The organism is Aminobacter sp. DSM 101952, assembly GCF_001424795.1.
GTDB classification, from domain to species: Bacteria; Pseudomonadota; Alphaproteobacteria; order Rhizobiales; family Rhizobiaceae; genus Aminobacter; species Aminobacter aganoensis.
Genome location: NZ_LMCL01000023.1, coordinates 280,070 through 298,681, shown reverse-complemented (window position 1 = coordinate 298,681; position 18,612 = coordinate 280,070). Strand labels below are relative to the sequence as shown.

Annotated in this window: 21 protein-coding genes; 10 read left to right on the top strand and 11 right to left on the bottom strand. The window is 64.1% G+C overall.

Annotated elements, in window-relative coordinates; genetic code table 11:
- Window positions 1–175: 175 nt before the first annotated feature.
- From ASC75_RS15525 to ASC75_RS15515, 3 genes are all read left to right on the top strand, one after another.
- Window positions 176–550, top strand: coding sequence for an Hpt domain-containing protein (locus ASC75_RS15525; RefSeq protein WP_156381275.1), 375 nt, complete (start codon window positions 176–178; stop codon window positions 548–550).
- Between the two features lie 100 nt (window positions 551–650).
- The gene (locus tag ASC75_RS15520; RefSeq protein WP_055977193.1) at window positions 651–971 is read left to right on the top strand and encodes a 2Fe-2S iron-sulfur cluster-binding protein; all 321 of its coding nucleotides are present in this window, start codon (window positions 651–653) and stop codon (window positions 969–971) included.
- Window positions 972–1,056: 85 nt separating this feature from the next.
- Window positions 1,057–2,085, top strand: coding sequence for an NAD(P)/FAD-dependent oxidoreductase (locus ASC75_RS15515; RefSeq protein WP_055977191.1), 1,029 nt, complete (start codon window positions 1,057–1,059; stop codon window positions 2,083–2,085).
- Window positions 2,086–2,100: 15 nt separating this feature from the next.
- Here the strand turns inward: ASC75_RS15515 and ASC75_RS15510 are convergent, their stop codons facing one another.
- A complete protein-coding gene (locus ASC75_RS15510; RefSeq protein WP_055977181.1) occupies window positions 2,101–2,715 on the bottom strand; it encodes a DUF922 domain-containing protein in 615 nt (204 codons plus the stop codon).
- A 149-nt stretch (window positions 2,716–2,864) separates the two neighbouring features.
- On the opposite strand from ASC75_RS15510, the gene folP reads away from it, so the two are divergent.
- The 3 genes from folP to folK are packed head-to-tail and all read left to right on the top strand — an operon-like array spanning window position 2,865 to window position 4,586.
- Entirely contained in the window at window positions 2,865–3,713 is an 849-nt protein-coding gene (gene folP / locus ASC75_RS15505; RefSeq protein ID WP_055977179.1) for a dihydropteroate synthase, read from the top strand.
- A gap of 5 nt (window positions 3,714–3,718) precedes the next feature.
- Window positions 3,719–4,078, top strand: a complete 360-nt coding sequence (folB, locus tag ASC75_RS15500; RefSeq protein WP_055977176.1) for a dihydroneopterin aldolase — start codon at window positions 3,719–3,721, stop codon at window positions 4,076–4,078.
- 52 nt (window positions 4,079–4,130) lie between these two features.
- A complete protein-coding gene (folK, locus tag ASC75_RS15495) occupies window positions 4,131–4,586 on the top strand; it encodes a 2-amino-4-hydroxy-6-hydroxymethyldihydropteridine diphosphokinase (RefSeq protein ID WP_244487855.1) in 456 nt (151 codons plus the stop codon).
- Between the two features lie 9 nt (window positions 4,587–4,595).
- Here folK and ASC75_RS15490 read toward each other — a convergent pair whose 3' ends face one another.
- Together ASC75_RS15490 and ASC75_RS15485 are read right to left on the bottom strand one after the other, a co-directional pair.
- Window positions 4,596–5,249 carry a hypothetical protein gene (locus ASC75_RS15490; RefSeq protein ID WP_055977170.1) on the bottom strand — a complete coding sequence of 218 codons (654 nt, stop codon included), beginning with the start codon at window positions 5,247–5,249 and terminating at the stop codon, window positions 4,596–4,598.
- Entirely contained in the window at window positions 5,246–5,545 is a 300-nt protein-coding gene (locus ASC75_RS15485; protein ID WP_055977707.1) for a DUF3572 domain-containing protein, read from the bottom strand. Before ASC75_RS15485 ends, ASC75_RS15490 begins: the two co-directional genes overlap by 4 nt.
- A 214-nt stretch (window positions 5,546–5,759) precedes the next feature.
- On the opposite strand from ASC75_RS15485, the gene ASC75_RS15480 reads away from it, so the two are divergent.
- From ASC75_RS15480 to ASC75_RS15470, 3 genes are all read left to right on the top strand, one after another.
- Window positions 5,760–6,131 (top strand): response regulator, encoded by a 372-nt coding sequence (locus tag ASC75_RS15480; protein ID WP_055977704.1) that lies wholly within the window; start codon window positions 5,760–5,762, stop codon window positions 6,129–6,131.
- A 31-nt stretch (window positions 6,132–6,162) separates the two neighbouring features.
- Window positions 6,163–7,536 carry a PleD family two-component system response regulator gene (locus tag ASC75_RS15475; RefSeq protein WP_055977163.1) on the top strand — a complete coding sequence of 458 codons (1,374 nt, stop codon included), beginning with the start codon at window positions 6,163–6,165 and terminating at the stop codon, window positions 7,534–7,536.
- Between the two features lie 367 nt (window positions 7,537–7,903).
- The gene (locus ASC75_RS15470) at window positions 7,904–8,632 is read left to right on the top strand and encodes an acetyltransferase (protein ID WP_055977159.1); all 729 of its coding nucleotides are present in this window, start codon (window positions 7,904–7,906) and stop codon (window positions 8,630–8,632) included.
- 113 nt (window positions 8,633–8,745) lie between these two features.
- Here the strand turns inward: ASC75_RS15470 and rpmG are convergent, their stop codons facing one another.
- The 6 genes from rpmG to topA form a co-directional block, all read right to left on the bottom strand.
- On the bottom strand, window positions 8,746–8,913 hold the full coding sequence (rpmG, locus tag ASC75_RS15465) for a 50S ribosomal protein L33 (RefSeq protein ID WP_019173400.1): 168 nt from the start codon (window positions 8,911–8,913) through the stop codon (window positions 8,746–8,748).
- Between the two features lie 103 nt (window positions 8,914–9,016).
- Entirely contained in the window at window positions 9,017–10,210 is a 1,194-nt protein-coding gene (locus tag ASC75_RS15460) for an MFS transporter (protein ID WP_055977156.1), read from the bottom strand.
- A 10-nt stretch (window positions 10,211–10,220) separates the two neighbouring features.
- Complete coding sequence (locus ASC75_RS15455; protein ID WP_055977154.1) at window positions 10,221–10,961, bottom strand: NUDIX hydrolase; 741 nt, start codon at window positions 10,959–10,961, stop codon at window positions 10,221–10,223.
- 73 nt (window positions 10,962–11,034) lie between these two features.
- Entirely contained in the window at window positions 11,035–11,472 is a 438-nt protein-coding gene (locus ASC75_RS15450) for a DUF983 domain-containing protein (RefSeq protein WP_055977148.1), read from the bottom strand.
- 2 nt (window positions 11,473–11,474) lie between these two features.
- Window positions 11,475–13,793 (bottom strand): ribonuclease R, encoded by a 2,319-nt coding sequence (rnr, locus tag ASC75_RS15445; RefSeq protein ID WP_055977145.1) that lies wholly within the window; start codon window positions 13,791–13,793, stop codon window positions 11,475–11,477.
- Window positions 13,794–13,799: 6 nt separating this feature from the next.
- Window positions 13,800–16,412 carry a type I DNA topoisomerase gene (gene topA / locus ASC75_RS15440; RefSeq protein WP_055977142.1) on the bottom strand — a complete coding sequence of 871 codons (2,613 nt, stop codon included), beginning with the start codon at window positions 16,410–16,412 and terminating at the stop codon, window positions 13,800–13,802.
- A gap of 46 nt (window positions 16,413–16,458) precedes the next feature.
- On the opposite strand from topA, the gene ASC75_RS26955 reads away from it, so the two are divergent.
- On the top strand, window positions 16,459–16,908 hold the full coding sequence (locus ASC75_RS26955; protein WP_348271292.1) for a hypothetical protein: 450 nt from the start codon (window positions 16,459–16,461) through the stop codon (window positions 16,906–16,908).
- Here the strand turns inward: ASC75_RS26955 and dprA are convergent.
- Both dprA and plsY read right to left on the bottom strand, forming a co-directional pair.
- Window positions 16,870–18,003 carry a DNA-processing protein DprA gene (gene dprA, locus ASC75_RS15435; RefSeq protein WP_055977139.1) on the bottom strand — a complete coding sequence of 378 codons (1,134 nt, stop codon included), beginning with the start codon at window positions 18,001–18,003 and terminating at the stop codon, window positions 16,870–16,872. The two genes, ASC75_RS26955 and dprA, sit on opposite strands and share 39 nt — an antisense overlap.
- Window positions 18,000–18,611: a glycerol-3-phosphate 1-O-acyltransferase PlsY gene (gene plsY, locus ASC75_RS15430; RefSeq protein ID WP_055977135.1), complete on the bottom strand. Its 612-nt coding sequence runs from the start codon at window positions 18,609–18,611 to the stop codon at window positions 18,000–18,002. The genes dprA and plsY overlap by 4 nt, the downstream gene beginning before the upstream one ends.
- Window position 18,612 lies beyond the last annotated feature (1 nt).

The following is an 18,612-nucleotide window of genomic DNA, read 5'->3' as shown; positions in this document are numbered from 1 at the left end:
TCGGGTAAAGAAAACATGCATTCGCCCCGATACGTAAAAGTTTAAATATAAGGTTAACACTGGAGTGATTATTGGGCCCGACGCCATGCGCTTGCTGGGGTTGCCGGGTTAACGGGTTATCCACATGGTCGCCCTAGGTTACCAACCCATGGGCGAGTGGCGAGGCAGGGGTTGAATGGTAATGCGCGAAACCGGTTCGGTGGCCTTCGGCATGCCGGGGGGCGAATCTTCTGGCGCGTCGCATGGCCGTCCAATCGACTTCGAACACCTGTCGCGGCAGACCATCGGCGACCGCGATGTCGAGCGCGAAGTGCTCGACATGTTCGTCCACCAGGCGCTTTCCGTCCGCGATGCCATCGTACCGGCTGACCTGGCCGAACGCCTCAGGCTGTGCCATGCCCTCAAGGGCGCAGCGCGGGGCGTCGGCGCTTTTCCGATCGCCGATTGTGTCGCCGAACTGGAGGAGCGTCCGGACGACGCCAGGCTGCTCAAACGCCTTGCCGGCCTGATCGACGAACTGCGCGACTTCCTCGCCGCCATCAGCCGCTAGGGCTTCCATCTCGATCCCGACATGAGGCGGCGCGTACGCGCCGCAGTTGACTTGCACGGTGGAGTGATTATCTGCCGGGTGACCTTTCTTAGGAACGAGCATGACCAAGCTTACCTACATCGCCCATGACGGCACCCGTTTCGAAGTCGAGGCCGAAAACGGCTCGACGGTGATGGAAAACGCCATCCGCAATGCGGTACCCGGCATCGAGGCCGAATGTGGCGGCGCCTGCGCCTGCGCGACCTGTCATGTCTATGTCGACGAAGCGTGGACCGCGCTCGTCGGCGAGCCCGAAGCGATGGAAGAAGACATGCTCGACTTCGCCTACGAGGTGCAGCCGAATTCGCGCCTGTCGTGCCAGATCAAGGTCCGGAACGAACTCGATGGCCTGATCGTCACCGTGCCCGAGCGCCAGGGCTGAGCCTTCCCATCTGCGCCTCGCTTGGCATGGCCGTGCATCTCATGCACATTCCTTATATGTGCGTGCGTGAGCGGCGAGGGTGGCTTTGAGCGACATTACCCATACCGACGTCCTGATCATCGGTGCCGGCCCGGTCGGCCTGTTTGCCGTGTTCGAGCTCGGTCTGTTCGACATGCGCTGCCATCTGATCGACATCCTCGACCGGCCGGGCGGGCAATGCGCCGAGCTTTATCCGGAAAAGCCGATCTACGACATTCCGGGCTATCCGGTCGTCGGAGCGCAGGAGCTGGTCGACAAGCTGCTGCAGCAGATCGCCCCGTTCAAGCCGGGCTTCAGCTTCAATCGCATGGTGACGGCGCTGGAGCGTCTGGAAGGCGGTGGCTTTCGCGTCACGACCGACGAGAACGAGGTGTTCGAAGCCAAGGTGGTGGTGATCGCTGCCGGTGGCGGTTCGTTCCAGCCCAAGCGGCCGCCAATCCCCGGCATCGAAGCCTATGAAGGATCAAGCGTCAGCTATTCGGTCCGGCGCATGGAAGAGTTCCGTGGCCACGACGTCGTCGTGGTAGGTGGCGGGGACTCGGCGCTTGACTGGAGCCTCAATCTCCAGCCCATCGCAAGGCGGGTTACCCTTGTCCACCGTCGGCCGGAATTCCGTGCGGCGCCCGACAACGTCAACAAGATGCATGCGCTCCAGCAAGCTGGCGCGCTCGACCTGGTGATCGGCCAGGTGTCGGCGCTTTCGGGCGAGGACGGTGCTCTCAGGTCGATCGCAGTCAAGGGACCGGACAGCGAAGTTGAGGTTGCCTGCACGCGTCTGTTGCCGTTCTTCGGCTTGACGATGAAGCTCGGGCCGGTGGCCGAATGGGGCCTCGATCTCCACGAAAACCAGATCCCGGTCGACACCGAGAAGTTCGAGACCTCGGTGCCGGGCATCTTCGCCATCGGCGACATCAACTGGTATCCCGGCAAGCTGAAGCTGATCCTGTCGGGGTTTCACGAGGCAGCGCTGATGGCCCAGGCGGCCAAGCACGTCATCAGCCCCAAGGAACGGATCGTGTTCCAGTACACGACCTCGTCGACGAGCCTGCACAAGAAACTCGGTGTTGCCGACTAGCGGCGAGGTCCGCCCTCAGCCCTTGATCTTGCCGGCGTCGATGCGCTCCAGGCGGTAACGCAGCAGCCTGATGATGCGGCTTTCGAAATTGATGCCCTCGATGCGATCGAACTCTTCCTGCGCGCGGTCGTGCGCGCCGAGGATACGATCGCTGGTCGCCTTGGCCTTGGCGGCGGCGATGGCGCAGGTCTTCTGCCTGCCAATAGCCTTCAGCGCCTGCTCCAACTCGCGGGCGTGGTTCTTGGCGATTACCACATGGCTTTCTTCGTGGCGCTTGATGTCGGATGACAGCGTGTTCCAGATCAGCTTGACGTCCTGTGCCGCCTTGCCGTTCTGGCGCCAGCGCGGCAGGATCACCTTGGCCTTGACGCTGACCTGCGCCGAGACGATGGCGCAGCCGCCCTTGACCTCGGCGTAGCCGATCCGGCTGGTGAACTCCATCTGCGTCGCGCCGGGATGCCTGCCACCGGTGCTCTTGACCTCGGGCCCGCGCGTCATCAGCTGCTGTTCGATCTCGTCGAGCGTTTTGCCGGTGATGGTGAAATAGCTGTAGGATTTCGACACAGTTGCCGCCTGAACGGGTAGGCAAATGCCTCCAGTGAGCAGGGCGGCGAGGAAGAGTTGCTTCATTAGTTGCCTCTTGGCCTACCTTGCGTTAGGGGCGTTGGCGGCGCAACGGAAATCGGTGCCGCAAGAAGTGGCCGCACGGCGAGTTGATGCTGCAAGCGTTGATATTTCGTGACGCGGTCTGTGCTCTGGAGTTCTTTTGTGGCGACGGCATGACCGGCAAACGATGGCAACTGGCGCATGGGCGCCATGTCGATCTCGGCGACAGGGCGCTTGTCATGGGCATCCTCAACGTCACGCCTGACAGTTTTTCCGATGGCGGCGCGTTCGACGCGCCTGAGCTGGCGCTTGAACAGGCCATGCGGATGGTTGCCGAAGGCGCAGCCATCGTCGACGTCGGCGGTGAATCGACGCGGCCCGGTGCCGCACCGGTTTCGGCAGCGGAAGAACAGGACCGTGTCCTTCCGATCATCTCCCAGCTCGCCCGTTCAGGCGACGTGCTGGTTTCGGTCGATACCTATCGCGAGGAGACGGCGCGCCTCGCCGTGGCCGCCGGTGCCCATATCGTCAACGACGTGTGGGGCGTGCAGCGCGAGCCCGGCATCGCAAGGGTCGCCGCCGAGACCGGGGCAGGGCTGGTCATCATGCATACCGGCCGCGACCGCGCCAAGCTGGGCGACGTGATCGACGATCAGTTTGCCTTCCTGCGCCGCTCGCTGGAGATCGCGCGCGCGGCCGGCGTTCGCGACGAGCAGGTCATGCTCGATCCCGGCTTCGGCTTTGCAAAGGACGAAAACGAGAACCTTGAGCTGATGGCACGCTTCTCGGAGCTTTCCGAACTAGGCTATCCGCTGCTCGCCGGCACGTCGCGCAAGCGTTTCGTCGGCCATATCATCGGACGCGAGGCTGCCGACCGCGATGCGGGCACGGCGGCGACGAGCGTCATTCTCCGCATGAAGGGCGCGCAGATATTCCGCGTCCATAATGTCGCAATCAACGTGGACGCGCTGGCATTCGCGGATGCTATGCTAGCGCGCCAGACCAACCTGCCGGGACACTGACTTCGATGTACCTCATCCGAATGAAAAACTGCGCTTTCTTTGCGCGGCACGGTCTGTTCGACGAAGAAGAGACGCTTGGCCAGCGCTTCTATGTCGATGCCGAATTGACCGTAGACCCGACGCGTCCGTTGGGGGACGATTCGATGGAGAGCACCGTCGACTACGGCGTTGCCTTCCAGGTCATCGAATCGATCATCACCGGCGAGCGGCGCTTCCTCATCGAAGCGCTGGCGCAGGAATGCGGCAGGGCGCTGGCCGAGCGTTTCCCGCAGATCAAGAAGGCGGAGATCACCGTTCGCAAGCCGAATGCGCCGGTGCCTGGTGTCCTGGACTATGTAGAGGTGACCGTTGTCTGGCCAGGCTGAGGAGCGGGCGTTTCTCAGTCTCGGCGGCAATCTTGGCGACCCGGCGAAATCGATGGCTGCGGCGCTGCACATGCTGGATGCCAGCGGCCAGACGCGTGTCGTGACGGTTTCGTCGCTCCACCGCACGCCGCCCTGGGGCAAGGTCGACCAACCGGATTTTCTCAACGTCACCGCCGAGGTTGCGACGTCGCTTTCGCCGCTCGAACTCCTGGAGCTTTGTCTGGAGGTGGAGCGCAGGCTCAAGCGGGTGCGCGTCGAGCGGTGGGGGCCACGGCTGATCGACATCGACGTGCTTTTGCACGGGGAAAGCAATGTCAGCGACGTCGGGCTGGAAATTCCGCACCCGCGCATGCTCGACCGGGCCTTCGTCATGGTGCCGCTCGCGGAAATCGCGCCGGACCTCGTGCTGGCTGGAAAGTCGTCGGCCGAGTGGGCGACGGCGCTCGACAGCGCCGGTATCGAAAGGCTCGATTCCGGCCGCGACTGGTGGCGCAATCTGGGTGACTAGCCGGCCCGGCTAGAGGCCAAGGGCCGCGGCGATCTTCGGCGCGGCTTCGGTCCAATCTTCTGCCACCACGATGCCGTCCGGCATGGGCGGCATCAGCAGGCGCATTTCGCGATAGGACATCAGGTTGAACAGATGCGCGTCGGAGACGGCGTCGCGTACCGAAACCAGATTGTACGGAATGTCGTCGACGAAGGCGACCGGGCGAGGGCTTTCGCCTCTCAGTTGCCTGAGGGCCGGTCCCTTTGCCGCTTCGGTGGTCAGCAGCGGATAGGGAAAGCCGAGCGCGTCGAGATGCAGCCGCCTGACGTCGCGATGCCTGTGTGGCATCGCCGTCAGCATGACCACTTCGGCGCTGCCGGCGAGGGTTGCCACGGCGTCTGCCGCCCCCTGGGCTGCGGTCTGCCATTCGCGCTGAGCAAGGAAAAAGCCGTCGAGCAGCCCTGATACCGCTTCCTGGTCGACCGCGATTTGGGTTTTCCGGTCGACGATGTTGCCGGTCAGCTTGAACGACTTGGCCAGGAACACCAGCCCCTGCGCGTCGAGGAAGCGCATGAAGGGGACCATGAATTCCAGCAGCACTTCGTCGACGTCGAGCACGAGCAGCGGGCGGGTGTCGCGGGCAAGTTCGGCGATCTGGCGCGCCGTCTCAGGATCTTCGCTCATGCCGAACGTTCGTGGTCGTCATTGCCCAAGGGCAGGGCGCGGGCGGCGATGCCGACTTCGCCTGGCGCTATGCCTGCTTCTTGCGAAAACCGCAGCAGCGTCGGCTCGTGGGCGAGGATGAATTGCAGCACGCCTGCCAGGAAGCCCGGCTCCTGGGCCGCAAGCCGAACATGTTGCGCCTCGATGCCGGTAATGGCGAGAAACCGCGGCAGAAGCTCGGGATCGGATGCGACGAAAGCCAGCGCCTGGACTGCCAGCGCCTCGGCGTGATCCTGATTTGCTTGGCTCTTCTGCATCGACATTCCCGCTCGTTCCGGCCTGCCAAGGGAGTAGCTGCAAGCGTGCCTTGCGGCAACCGTTAATGCTGTACCGGCCGGTCCGTGACTTGGCAGGGGCGTTTTACGTTTCGTAATGTTCTTGAGTTAACGTCGGATTCGGGGTTGGTGTGCGCATCCGGCGCGCATGATGATTGCCGCCGACATCTGGTGCGCAATCGGGGCGGAAAATTCGATGGCTAAGAAGGTGATGATCGTCGAGGACAACGAGCTCAATATGAAGCTCTTTCGCGACCTCATCGAGGCAAGCGGATACGAGACCGTGCGTACGCGCAACGGCCTCGAGGCGCTTGATCTTGCCCGCAAGCATCGGCCGGACCTGATCCTGATGGATATCCAGCTGCCCGAGGTTTCGGGCCTGGAGGTCACCAAGTGGCTGAAGGAGGACGACGACCTCCACAGCATCCCGGTCATCGCCGTTACCGCCTTTGCCATGAAGGGCGATGAGGAGCGGATCAGGCAGGGTGGCTGCGAAGCCTACATCTCCAAGCCGATCTCGGTGCCGCGTTTCATCGAGACGATCAAATCCTACCTGGGCGACGCCTGATGCGCTCGCCGGGTTCGCACGAGGCACTGGCATGACCGCGCGCATCCTTGTCGTCGACGACATCCCGGCCAATGTGAAGCTGCTCGAAGTCAGGCTGCTGGCCGAATATTTCGAAGTGCTGACCGCCTATAACGGGCCCGATGCCATCGCCGCCTGCGAGGCCGGCAAGGTCGATGTCGTGCTGCTCGACATCATGATGCCCGGCATGGACGGCTTCGAGGTCTGCCGCCGGCTGAAGGCCAATCCCGCGACCGCCCACATCCCCGTCGTCATGGTCACGGCCCTCGACCACGTCACCGATCGCGTGCGCGGGCTCGAGGTGGGCGCCGACGACTTCCTCACCAAGCCGGTCAACGACCTGCAGTTGGTCACGCGCGTGAAGAGCCTGGTGCGCCTCAAGGTGTTGACCGACGAGTTGCGCTTGCGCGCCTCGACGACACACAGCATCGGCCTGGACGAGCTGCTGTCGCGATCCGAGCTGCTGCAGGAAACCATTCCAAAGGTGCTGCTGATCGACGAGCAGACGTCTTCAGCCGCCCATATCTGCGCGCTGCTGGACGGGGCGGCAGAGGTGCAGGTCGCCGCCGACCCGCAGTCGGGGCTCTTCAATGCCGCCGAAGGCAGCTATGAATGCGTCATCGTGTCGACCGGGTTTTCTGATTTCGATCCGTTGCGCCTGTGCTCGCAGTTGCGGTCGCTCGACCGCACCAGGTCGCTGCCGATCGTGCTCCTGGTCCGGAAGGAAGAGGATGACCGCATCATTCGCGGGCTCGAGCTGGGCATCAACGACTATCTGGTGCGGCCGCTCGATCGCGAGGAACTGATTGCACGGCTGCGCACGCAGGTGCGCCGCAAGCGCTACAACGACGAATTGAGGCAGAGCGTCAGCCAGACCATCGAGATGGCCGTGACGGACGGGCTGACAGGCCTGCACAACCGCCGCTATCTCGACAGCCACCTGCCGCGACTGTTCGACCGTGCGGTCGCGCGGCACAGGCCGCTTTCGCTGATGATCACCGACCTCGACCGCTTCAAGCGGATCAACGACACCTTTGGTCACGATGGTGGCGACGAAGTGCTGCGCGAGTTCGCGCGACGCGTGAAGAAGAGCGTTCGCGGCATTGATCTCGCTTGCCGATTCGGCGGCGAGGAGTTCGTCGTGGTGATGCCCGACACCGATGGCGCGCTGGCCGAGATGGTTGCCGAGCGCATCCGCGCCGAGGTGGCGCAGACGCCTTTTGCCATCAGTGGAGCGGGCAAGAGCGTGTCGGTCACGGTCAGCGTCGGTGTGTCCTCGCTGCTGGCCAAGGGCGACACGGTTGCCGGCCTGATGAAACGCGCAGACCTTGCTCTCTATGATGCCAAGACCCGCGGCCGCAACCGCGTGGTCGCGCGTGCGGCGTGATGCCGGCAAGGGTCAGGCAGTCAAGCGCATTAAGCTCAACCGTTTACCTTAACCCAAGCGATTCGCGAGCCGTGGTTAAGAAAGTGTTGATTTTCAAGTAATCTTGCGCGACTGTGGAGTTGAGAAGAAGGACGGGCGTCGGCACGAGGAGCACAGGCCGCAAGCCCAAATGATACCCCATGATGCTCAGGTCCGCCGCATCTCCTGGGTCCGTGGGGTCGGCCGGCCGGCACTGGCACATAGTGGCCTCCTCGTACCGCTGCCAGCAGCCGACCGGCCCCCTAATCTCCCTTTTGGAAACGCTTCTGTTTTCCTATCAGCCATGCCGGCCTAAGCTGTCCCGTGCAATCGGACTGGTGTGTGGTCGATGCGTATTGTTGCGGCTCTTCTGTTCATGACCTTGGCGACGGCGGCGTCCGCGCGGGAATGCGTGGTGATGCTCCACGGCCTGGCACGCACCGACGCATCCCTGATGCTGATGGAAGAGACCTTGGCCTCGTTCGACTATGCCGTCGTCAATGATGCCTATCCCTCGACGGATGCACCGATCGACCGGCTCATCTCCTATGTCGATGCATCGGTGGCGAAGTGCGGCGAAGCGAGCCGGGTCAACTTCGTCACGCACTCCATGGGCGGCATCCTGGTGCGGGCCTGGCTGATGCAGGACCGGCCAGCCAACCTCGGTCGCGTCGTCATGCTCGCGCCACCCAACCATGGCTCCGAGCTGGTGGACACGCTGGGCGGTCTCAAGCTGTTCGAGATGGTCAACGGCCCGGCCGGGGGGCAGCTGGGCACGGGACCGGACAGCGTTCCCAATGAACTCGGGCCTGCCCGGTTCGAACTCGGTATCATTGCCGGCGACCGGTCTCTTAACCCGCTGCTGTCCAGCGTGTTCAAGGGCCCCAACGATGGCAAGGTCTCGGTCGAAAGCACAAGGCTGGAGGGCATGAAGGACCACATCGTCCTACCCGCGACGCACACCTTCATGATGAACAACCCGCTGGTGATCGCCCAGACGCTGAATTTTCTGCGCGAAGGTCGCTTCGATCATCAATTGACGCTTGGCGAACTGATGCGGCGGGTTTTCAAGAACTGATCCGTGCGGGTGTGTGCGTGGGACCGTCCAGAGGTGGCGCCGGCGACAGCGGCTACCAGAACGAAAAACGCCGCCCATTGGGCGGCGTTTCGGAATTCCGTGCGAAAACCAGATTACTTGATCTTGGTTTCCTTGAATTCAACGTGCTTCTTGGCAACCGGGTCGTACTTGCGGAACGACAGTTTCTCCGTCTTCGTGCGGCTGTTCTTGCTCGTCACGTAGAAGAAACCGGTGTCGGCGGTCGACAGAAGCTTGATCTTGATGTTTGCAGCCTTGGCCATGATTCTCGTCCGTTAATTGTCTGGAGTTGCACCCGCCTCAGGACGGGAAAACAACCCGGACGCGGAAAACCTGGCGGGACACATAAAGATCGTGCCTGGAAAGTCAAGCCTCGGAGCGTGAAAGGCCGGATTTCGCGGCAATTCGGCCCAGGCCGATGAGCATGTATCCGCCGAAGAACAGGGCCAGCGCCCAGCCGAATCCGTTTGGCCCGAAGATGTCCATGAAGATGCCGATCACCTGCGGGCCGAGAATCATGCCGAAGCCGTAGCAGAAGATGAAGGCGGCGTTGGCCGAGGCGAGGTCGTGGCCCGAAAGCTGCGCGCCGAGATGGGCGAGGCCGATGGTGTAGAGGGCGGCCACCACGCCGCCCCAGACGAACAGCAGGCCCGCCATGACGTGCCAGTTGCCGGCGAGGACGGGCATCGCCAGGGTGCCTATAAGGCCGGTGGCAGCGCAGATCAGCAGCAGCCAGCGCCGGTCGCCGATGCGGTCGCTGATCATGCCGAACGGGATCTGGAGCATGACATTGCCGAGGCCGATCATGGTCAGCAGCAGTGCTGCGTCGGCCTCGGAATAGCCGATCCGCTGGCCATAGACCGGAAACAAGGCAAAGCCGCCAGTCTCGACCGCACCGAACACGAGCACGGCCGCCGTCGCGGTCGGAACCATCCAGATATAGCGGAAGAAGCCGCTCTTGCCGCCTTCGGAGACGATGGTGGGGCTCTCGCTGCGTGCCAGAAGGACCGGGATCGCGGCGATCATGACAAGGCAGAAGGTGATGCCGAACGGCATCAGGCCCGTGCTGCCGATCTGGGAGAACAGCCACGGTCCGGCGGCGAAGCCGAGCGACAGCACGGTGGCGTAGATGCCAAGCACCAGGCCGCGCCGGTGCGGCGGCGCGCAGGTGCTGATCCAGAATTCCGACAGGATGAACAGAACCGTCAGGGCGAAATGCAGCACCGCCCGCAGCGGAAACCACATCCAGAATGGCGCGAAATAGAACCCGACGAAGGCCAGCGCGCCGGCAACGATCATGGCGAACATCGTCCAGACGACGCCGAAACGCATGGCGATCGGCGTCGTCAGCGGTGCCGCGCAGATCGATGCAATGCCGGCCACCGCCGTGTTGAGCCCGATCATCGAGGGGGAATAGCCGCGCGATTCGAGGATGACGCTGAGCAGCGGTATGCCCAGGCCTATGGCAATGCCGACGACGCTGATCGAGGCGATCGCAGCTGAAATCGAGCGCCAGTGCACGCGTTCGACGGTTTCGGCTTCCTGGATGGTCTCGTGCATATGTTGAGGCCTAAAGGATATCGCGCCGAAAGCGTTGGTTGAACATGCGGTAGAACGGCACGTCGCCGCCGGGCTTGAGCGTGGGGTCGACTTCCAGCCGTTGCCGGAGGTCGCCGAGAACGGATTTCGTGATGGCCGGAATGTCGGCCTCCACCGCGTCGGCCAGCGGCAGCCAGACAAGTTCCTCGAGCTCGTTGGTCGGTCCGCCATCGGGCAATTCGACGGCGACGTCGCTGCGCCAGGCCGAGAGGAAGCGCGTGTCGAAGCGGCGAACGCGCCCCGGAGGGGTTATGGCGCGCGCAATGAAGCGCAGGGAGGCAAGGCTGGGCTCCACGCCATGCGTGGCAAAACCCTGCCAGTCGGCCTTGGTGGTCTGGAACGTCCCTTGCCGGCCGATCAGCAGGCCTGCTTCCTCGTAGGTCTCGCGAACCGCCGACAGGGCGATGGCGCGGGCACGGGCGATGCTGACCCCACCCGTGCCAGCGCGCAGCTTTATCTCTTCGTCCGGATGGAGTTCGTCGGCAACCTTGATGCGGCTGTCGGCCGGGTCGGTGCGGCCGCCGGGAAAGACGAATTTTCCCGGCATGAAGGCATGCTTCATGTGGCGCCGGCCCATCAGCACCAGCACATCGTCGCCGTTGCGGTCGAGCAGGATCAGGGTCGCAGCGTCGCGCGGACGCAAGGGGGCGGCGTTCTTCACCAGTTCCCTGGCTTCGAGCCTGTCGAGTTCTGTCTTGCTGATGCCATCCATCGCGGCTGTCCTAACGGAATGTCGGGGTGGAAGGAAGCGCTTGGATGCGACTTGGCATTGCGCCAGCGTCCGGTCAGGCCTCTGGAGGCGCGTCGGCAGCGTCTTCTTCGCCGCCGAAGCCGTGCATGTAGAGCGCCCATTGCATGCCAACCACGCCACCCTTCATCGGCCGCAGCAGCGCGAGGGCCGATACGATCGTCAGGGGCACCCAGATCAGGAGATGCTGCCACAGTTCGAGCGTGACCTTGGCCTCGACGGCCATGAAGGCGCCGACGACGATATGGCCGACGATGACCACGACGAGATAAGCGGGCAGGTCGTCGGCGCGGTGATGGAAAATCTCTTCGCGGCAGACGCTGCAGCGGTCGACGGTCTTGACGAAGGAAGCAAACAGCTTGCCTTCGCCGCAGTTCGGGCACCGGCAGAGCAGGCCGCGCTTGATCGCCGGCCAGACGGGCCGCGCCTCGCGGGGGACCAGCTGGTGGTCGTCACCGAATACCTGTTCTTCCATCGTCATCTCCTGCCGCGCGGACCTCGCCGCGGTTGGGAGGCACGGGCACGCGTTCTTTGCCCCTTGGTCTTGTGGAACGACCTTTTCGAACCGGGCAGGGGCTTCGGTTCGGTCAGCATTTCGAAGCGCATGGCGCCGGCCAGCGGGGCGATCTCGACCAGGCGTACTTCGACGCGGTCGGCGAGTTGATAGCCCTTGCCGCTGCGCTCGCCGAAGAGGGCGCGGGCGGCTTCGTCGAAGTGGTAATAATCGTCACCCAAGGATGACACGGGGATGAAACCATCGGCGCCATATTGCGGCAATTGGACAAATAGTCCCGCATTGACCACGCCGGAGATGCGGGCCTCGAAAGTCTCGTCGAGACGTTCGGACAGGAAGCCGGCAACCAGCCGGTCCACGGTCTCCCGCTCGGCCGCCATGGCGCGCCGCTCGGTCTGGGAAATGAGGCCGGCGATCTCCTCCAGGCGTGCTTCTTCCGCCGGCGTCAGGCCGCCGGCTCCGAGGCCGAGCGAGCCGATCAGGGCGCGGTGGACGATGAGGTCGGCATAGCGGCGGATCGGCGAGGTGAAATGCGCGTAGCGGCGCAGGTTGAGGCCGAAATGCCCGATGTTGTCGGGATTGTATTCGGCCTGGCTCTGCGAGCGCAGCACCACCTCGTTGACCAGTTGCTCGTTGTCCTCGCCACGCACGCGCTCGAGGATGCCGTTGAACTGGGCAGGCCGCATCTCGGCGCCACGGGCCAACGACAGGCCGATCGTCTGCAGGAACTCGCGCAGCGATTCCTGCTTGGCGAGCGAGGGGCCGTCATGGATGCGGTAGACGAGCTTCTGCTTCTTGTTCTCCAGGGTCTCGGCCGCGGCGACGTTGGCCTGGATCATGAATTCCTCGATCAGCTTGTGGGCGTCGAGGCGGTCGGGGACGATGACGCGGTCGACCGTGCCATCGGGCTTGAGCAGGATCTTCCGTTCGGGGAGGTCGAGTTCGAGCGGCTGGCGGCTGTCGCGGCCGCGCTTGAGCACGTCGTAGGCCGCCCAAAGCGGCTTGAGTATGGTCTCCAGGATCGGCCCGGTCTTGTCGTCGGGCACGCCGTCGATGGCGGCCTGCGCCTGCGGATAGGCGAGGCGGGCCGACGACCGCATCATGATGCGGTGGAAGGAGTGCCTGATCTTGCGGCCTTCGGCTGAAAACGTCATGCGCACGGCAAGTGCCGGCCGGTCGACGCCTTCGCGAAGCGAGCACAGGTCGTTGGAGATGCGTTCGGGCAGCATCGGCACGACGCGGTCGGGGAAATAGACCGAATTGCCGCGCTTCAGCGCCTCGTGGTCGAGAGCGGTGCCCGGGCGGACATAGGCCGCGACGTCGGCGATAGCGACGGTGGCGATGAAGCCGCCGGGGTTCTTTTCATCCGTGTCCGGTTCGGCATAGACGGCGTCGTCATGGTCCTTGGCGTCCGCCGGGTCGATGGTCACCAGCGGCAGTTCGCGCCAGTCCTCGCGCTTGCCGTCGAGCGTCGCCGGCTTGACCGCCTCGGCCTCGGCGATGACCTCGGCGGGGAAAATGTGCGGAATCTCGTGCGCATGGATGGCGATCATCGAGACCGCCTTCTCATTGGTCAGTGAGCCCAGCACCGAGACCACCTTGGCGCGCGGCAGGCCGTAGCGGCTGGCGCGTTCCGGGACGACTTCGACAAGGTCGCCGTCCTTGGCGCCGTTCTGGGAGTCCTTGTCGACCACCAGTTCGGGCTGGCGGCGCTCGACCGGCTCGATGCGGAAGGTGCCGTCCTTGAGAACGCGGAAGATGCCGAGCGCGGTGTCGCTGCGCTTTTCGAACACCTTCATGATGCGGGCTGTATAGGCGGGTTCGTTGTCGTCGCCGAGATGTCCCTCGATCGGGAAGGTCTTGGCCAGCACGCGGTCGCCGACGCCGGGCGTCGGACCGTTGCCGGTGCGCGATGTCTTGACGGCCACGATGGGGCCGTCCGGTTGCTCGGAAGCGCGCGCCAGAAGCGTGCCTTCGGCATCGCGGCCGAAGATGTCGAGCACCGCAACATGCGGCAGCGCACCGACGCGGCTCATTCGCTTGCGGCTCTTTTCCAGCAGGCCCTCATCCTGCAATTCGCGCAGCAGGTGCTTCAGCCAGATGCGGTCGTCGTTCTTGAGCGCGAACGCCTTGGCGATGTCGCGCTTTCCGCTGCGGTCGGGATTCTCCGCGATGTAGCGCAAAATCTCGTCCCGCGATGGGCGATAGACATCCTTGCCGCGGACCTCGTCGCTTGCGGCGCGTCTGGTGCCGGCATTTCGTCCGGAAATCTTTCGCGCCAAAGTCGGTCAGTCCTTCTTCTTGGCCTTGCTGGCGGCCGGCTTCTTGGCCTTGGCGGCGGCAGGTTTCTTGGCTGCACTGCGCGCCGGCTTCTTGCCGCCTCCGCCTTTCGCTTCCTTTTCGGCGATCAGCGCAAGCGCATCCTCGACGGTGACGGTGGCGGGATCCTTGCCCTTCGGCAAGGTAGCATTGACCTTGCCGAAATTGACATAGGGACCATACTTGCCGTCGCGCACGGTGATGTTGCCGCCGCCGGCGGGATGTTCGCCGAGATCCTTGAGTGCGGCCGGCGTGCTGCCGCGTCCGCCCTTGCCCTTGGCCTGCTTCTCCGCAAGCACGGTGACGGCGCGGTTGAGGCCGATCGAGAACACGTCCTCGATGCTTTCGAGGTTGGCGTAGGTGCCGTCGTGCAGCACGAACGGGCCATAGCGGCCGAGGCCGGCGGAGATCATCTTGCCGGATTCCGGGTGCTGGCCGACATCGCGGGGCAGCGCCAGCAGGGCCAGGGCCTTTTCATGGTCGATGGATGCCGCCGGCCAGCCCTTGGGCAGGCTGGAGCGCTTGGCTTCCTTGCCGTCGCCGCGCTGGATGTAGGGGCCGAAGCGGCCGCTGCGCAGGGTGATCTCCTCATTGGTGTAGGGATCTGCGCCCAGCACCTTGGTGCCATCTTCGAGGCCGCCGTTCTCGCCATTGCCGTTCGGCCCGTCGAGCTGGCGGGTAAAGCCGCATTCGGGATAGTTCGAACAGCCGACGAAGGCGCCGTACTTGCCAAGCTTGAGCGACAGGTTGCCGGTGCCGCATTTCGGGCAGATGCGCGGGTTCGAGCCGTCCTCACGCTCGGGGAAGACGAGCGGAGCGAGTTCCTCGTTCAGCGCATCGAGCACTTCGGTGACGCGCAGTTCCTTGATGTCGTCGACGGCGCCGGAAAAGTCCTTCCAGAAATCGCGCAGCACGTCGCGCCAGGCGAGCTTGCCGTCGGAAACCTCGTCGAGCTTTTCCTCCAGCGAGGCGGTGAAGTCATACTCCACATAGTGCTCGAAGAAGCTTTCCATGAAGGCGGTGACGAGCCGACCCTTCGGTTCCGGGATGAGCTTCCTGTTCTCGATCTTCACGTAGTCGCGCTCTTCGAGCGTCTTCAGCGTCGCGACATAGGTCGAGGGACGGCCAATGCCGAGCTCTTCCATCTTCTTGATGAAACTCGCCTCGGAATAGCGGGGCGGAGGCTCGGTGGTGTGGTGGCTGGCGTTGACGGATTCGCGCTTGAGCGCCTCGTCGGCACGGATCTCGGGCAGGCGACGGCTTTCCTCGTCCTCCGAATCCTCGTCCTTCTGCTCGGTATAGGCGGCGATGAAGCCATCGAACCGGGTGACCGAACCAACCGCGCGCAGGCCGGCGGTCCTGGCGCCATTGCGTGCCTCGATCTCGACGGTGGTGCGCTCGATCTCGGCCGGCTGCATCTGGCTGGCAATCGCCCGCTTCCAGATGATCTCGTAGAGACGGGCCTGGTCGGCATCGAGGAACTTACGCATTTCGGCCGGCGTGCGCGAAAAATCGGTCGGCCGGATGGCCTCGTGCGCTTCCTGCGCGTTCTTGGCCTTGGTCGTGTACTGGCGCGGCTTCTCGGGCAGATACCTTGCACCGAACTCCTTGGCGATCGCGGCGCGTGCAGCCTCGATCGCCTCGGGCGCCATCTGCACGCCGTCGGTACGCATATAGGTGATCAGGCCGGCCGTCTCGCCGCCGATCTCCATGCCTTCGTAGAGGCGCTGGGCCACCTGCATGGTGCGGCTTGCGGAAAAGCCGAGGCTCGAGGATGCCGCCTGCTGCAAGGTCGAGGTGGTGAAGGGTGGGCCAGGATTGCGCCTTGTCGGCTTGGCTTCCACCGACAGCGCCTTGAAGCTTGCGCCCTCCAGCATCGCCTTGATGTCGTCGGCCATCGCCTGAGAGGAGATGTCGAGCTTCTGCAGCTTCTTGCCGTCGTAGACGGTGAGCCTGGCCTCGAAATTCTCGGCGCGCGGCGTGCCGAGAATGGCTGCGATCTGCCAGTATTCCTCGCGCACGAAACGCTCGATCTCGGCCTCGCGGTCGCAGACGAAGCGCAGCGCCACCGACTGGACGCGGCCGGCCGAACGGGCGCCCGGCAGCTTGCGCCAAAGGACCGGAGAAAGCGTGAAGCCGACGAGATAGTCGAGCGCCCTGCGCGCCAGATAGGCGTCCACCAGCGGCGGATCGATCTCGCGCGGATTGGCGATCGCCTCGAGCACGGCCTGCTTGGTGATCGAGTTGAAGGCGACGCGCTTGATCGTCTTGTCCTTGAGGACGCGCTTCTGCTTCAGGACTTCGAGCACGTGCCAGGCTATGGCTTCTCCTTCGCGATCCGGATCGGTTGCGAGGATCAGGCCATCGGCTTCCTTGACCGCCTTGGCGATTTCGGTGAGCCGCTTGGCCGACGCTGTATCGACCGACCAGGACATGGCGAAGTCGTCGTCCGGCTTGACCGAGCCATCCTTGGCCGGCAGATCGCGGACGTGGCCGAACGAGGCCAGAACCTTGTAGTTCCGTCCCAGGTACTTGTTGATGCTTTTCACCTTGTTCGGTGACTCGACGACAACGACGTCCATATGTGGCTGAGTATCCAGTGAAGCGCCAAAACAACGACTACGGCGCGTGGCGAAGATTTTTCAATTCGCACGTCACATGGCCGCCCTTTTCAGTCTGGTCAAGGGGACGGGGACAAAAACGCCGGCTGACGCCGGCAATACAACCCAAGGTATATTAATTGGCGCTATTGCAATTGTTAGTAGATTTGCTACGCTTCTGCCATTGCCGGTCGGGCCTGTTTCTCAAATGGAAATCGGCGCCGAATCCTGTGCTCGCCACTGGCGGCAAGACAAAGGGAAAGCCAAGCATATGCACAAGCCGCCGCCAACACGAAGGCGAGCCGAAACGCTGGACTATATCCAGTCGATGCTGGGGCAACTGCGCGTCATGGCGGAGGCCGAGCGTTGCGGCATGCTCGCCTACCTGATCGAGATGGCCTATGTCGAGGCTGGAGACGCGAGGCGCGTCGACCGGCCGTCAGGTCTCGGGATCAACAAGCGAAACACGTCCGCCTGAGTGCCGTTCGAGCCGGCCGGCAAGGTCCAATTCCAGCAGGATCATGAAGATTTGCGCCGGGTGAAGCCCGGTGTGGCGGATCAGTTCGTCGACTTCGACCGGCACCGGACCCAGCGCTTCGATCACCCGGGCGCGGTCGCCGTCGGCTGGCGGTGGCGTGGCGCCGAAATCAGGGGGCTCCTCCGCGCCGACGTGCACGTAAGGCTGGCCTCCGATTAGCGGCGCCAGGGCCTGCAGAATGTCGTCGACCTCGGTCACCAGCGTCGCGCCGTCCTTGAGCAGGCCATTGGTGCCCGCGGCGCGCGGGTCGAGCGGCGAGCCGGGCACGGCAAAGACCAGCCGTCCCATGTCGCCGGCCAGCCGTGCGCTGATCAGCGACCCCGAGCGCTTGGCCGCCTCCACCACCACAAGTCCGAGGGCGAGGCCCGCGACGATGCGGTTGCGGCGCGGAAAGTCCTGCGCACGGGGTTCCCAGCCGAACGGCATTTCCGACACGACCGCACCGCGCTCGGCGATCTCGTCGCAAAGACCGATGTTCTCGGCCGGGTAGGGGCGGTCGATTCCGCCGGCCAGCACACCGACCGTTCCGGTATCTATGCTGCCCTGATGTGCCGCCGTGTCGATGCCGCGCGCCAGGCCTGAAATCACCGCATAGCCGTTGCGGCCGAGTTCCGCTGCCAGTGTCCGCGCCATCTTGATGCCGGCGAGAGAGGCGTTGCGTGCGCCGACGATCGCCACCGGCGGCAGGCCGAACACCGCGCCAGTGCCCTTGATGGCGAGCAGCGGCGGGGGATGGTCCATGCGCTTGAGGATCTGGGGATAGTCCGGCTCGCCGAGCGCCACGAAACGCGCGCCGCATCGGCGCGCCGACGCCATTTCGGCTTCGGCCTCGGCGAGGGAAGGTATCTTGACCAGCCGGTTGGCGCCGCCCGCCATCATGATCTCGGGCAGCATCTCGATCGCGGTTTCGGCCGATCCGAAGCGGTTGATCAGGTCGCGAAAACTGGCCGGGCCGACATTCGGCGTGCGGATCAGGCGCAGCCAGTGGAGCCGCTGCCGGTCGCTGAGATGCGGCCCGGCGGCGGGTTGGTTCATCCCTTGGATCCGATCCGCGATTCCGTGCCGGCGAGCAGGCGCGAGATGTTGGCGCGGTGGCGGATGAAGACGATGACGCTCATCAGCGCCAGCAGGCCTGCCGCCTTGGGCATGTCGGTCATGTAAAGCACGATCGGCACCACAACCGCTGCCGTCAGGGCAGCAAGCGACGAATAGCGGCTGACGAAAGCGATAAGCAGCCAGGTGACGGCGAAGGCCAGGGCGCCGAGCCCCGACAGGCCGAACAGGACGCCGAGATAGGTGGCAACGCCCTTGCCGCCCTTGAAGCCGAGCCAGATCGGGTAGAGGTGCCCGATGAAGGCGCCCAGGCCTGCGGCAAGCGCTGCGTCGTGGCTCCAGCGCGCGGCGATGACCACGGCCACCGTGCCCTTGAGCGCGTCGAGCAGCAGGGTTGCCGCGGCCAGTTTCTTGTTGCCCGTGCGCAGCACATTGGTGGCGCCGATGTTGCCCGAGCCGATCTTGCGCACGTCGCCCAGGCCGGCTGCGCGCGTCAGCAACAGCCCGAACGGAATCGAACCCAGGAGATAGCCGAATACGGCGGCTGCAACGAGCACGTGTAGAGCCGTCGGAAAAATGTCATCCGGCATC

Excerpts from the sequence above, each read along its gene's own strand:
- ASC75_RS15525 (WP_156381275.1), top strand. The coding sequence starts at position 176 with ATGGTAATGCGCGAAACCGGTTCGGTGGCCTTCGGCATGCCGGGGGGC.
- ASC75_RS15520 (WP_055977193.1), top strand. The coding sequence starts at position 651 with ATGACCAAGCTTACCTACATCGCCCATGACGGCACCCGTTTCGAAGTC.
- ASC75_RS15510 (WP_055977181.1), bottom strand. The coding sequence starts at position 2,715 with ATGAAGCAACTCTTCCTCGCCGCCCTGCTCACTGGAGGCATTTGCCTA.
- folP (WP_055977179.1), top strand. The coding sequence starts at position 2,865 with ATGACCGGCAAACGATGGCAACTGGCGCATGGGCGCCATGTCGATCTC.
- folB (WP_055977176.1), top strand. The coding sequence starts at position 3,719 with ATGTACCTCATCCGAATGAAAAACTGCGCTTTCTTTGCGCGGCACGGT.
- folK (WP_244487855.1), top strand. The coding sequence starts at position 4,131 with ATGGCTGCGGCGCTGCACATGCTGGATGCCAGCGGCCAGACGCGTGTC.
- ASC75_RS15490 (WP_055977170.1), bottom strand. The coding sequence starts at position 5,249 with ATGAGCGAAGATCCTGAGACGGCGCGCCAGATCGCCGAACTTGCCCGC.
- ASC75_RS15485 (WP_055977707.1), bottom strand. The coding sequence starts at position 5,545 with ATGCAGAAGAGCCAAGCAAATCAGGATCACGCCGAGGCGCTGGCAGTC.
- ASC75_RS15480 (WP_055977704.1), top strand. The coding sequence starts at position 5,760 with ATGGCTAAGAAGGTGATGATCGTCGAGGACAACGAGCTCAATATGAAG.
- ASC75_RS15475 (WP_055977163.1), top strand. The coding sequence starts at position 6,163 with ATGACCGCGCGCATCCTTGTCGTCGACGACATCCCGGCCAATGTGAAG.
- ASC75_RS15470 (WP_055977159.1), top strand. The coding sequence starts at position 7,904 with ATGCGTATTGTTGCGGCTCTTCTGTTCATGACCTTGGCGACGGCGGCG.
- rpmG (WP_019173400.1), bottom strand. The coding sequence starts at position 8,913 with ATGGCCAAGGCTGCAAACATCAAGATCAAGCTTCTGTCGACCGCCGAC.
- ASC75_RS15460 (WP_055977156.1), bottom strand. The coding sequence starts at position 10,210 with ATGCACGAGACCATCCAGGAAGCCGAAACCGTCGAACGCGTGCACTGG.
- ASC75_RS15455 (WP_055977154.1), bottom strand. The coding sequence starts at position 10,961 with ATGGATGGCATCAGCAAGACAGAACTCGACAGGCTCGAAGCCAGGGAA.
- ASC75_RS15450 (WP_055977148.1), bottom strand. The coding sequence starts at position 11,472 with ATGGAAGAACAGGTATTCGGTGACGACCACCAGCTGGTCCCCCGCGAG.
- topA (WP_055977142.1), bottom strand. The coding sequence starts at position 16,412 with ATGGACGTCGTTGTCGTCGAGTCACCGAACAAGGTGAAAAGCATCAAC.
- dprA (WP_055977139.1), bottom strand. The coding sequence starts at position 18,003 with ATGAACCAACCCGCCGCCGGGCCGCATCTCAGCGACCGGCAGCGGCTC.
- plsY (WP_055977135.1), bottom strand. The coding sequence starts at position 18,611 with ATGCCGGATGACATTTTTCCGACGGCTCTACACGTGCTCGTTGCAGCC.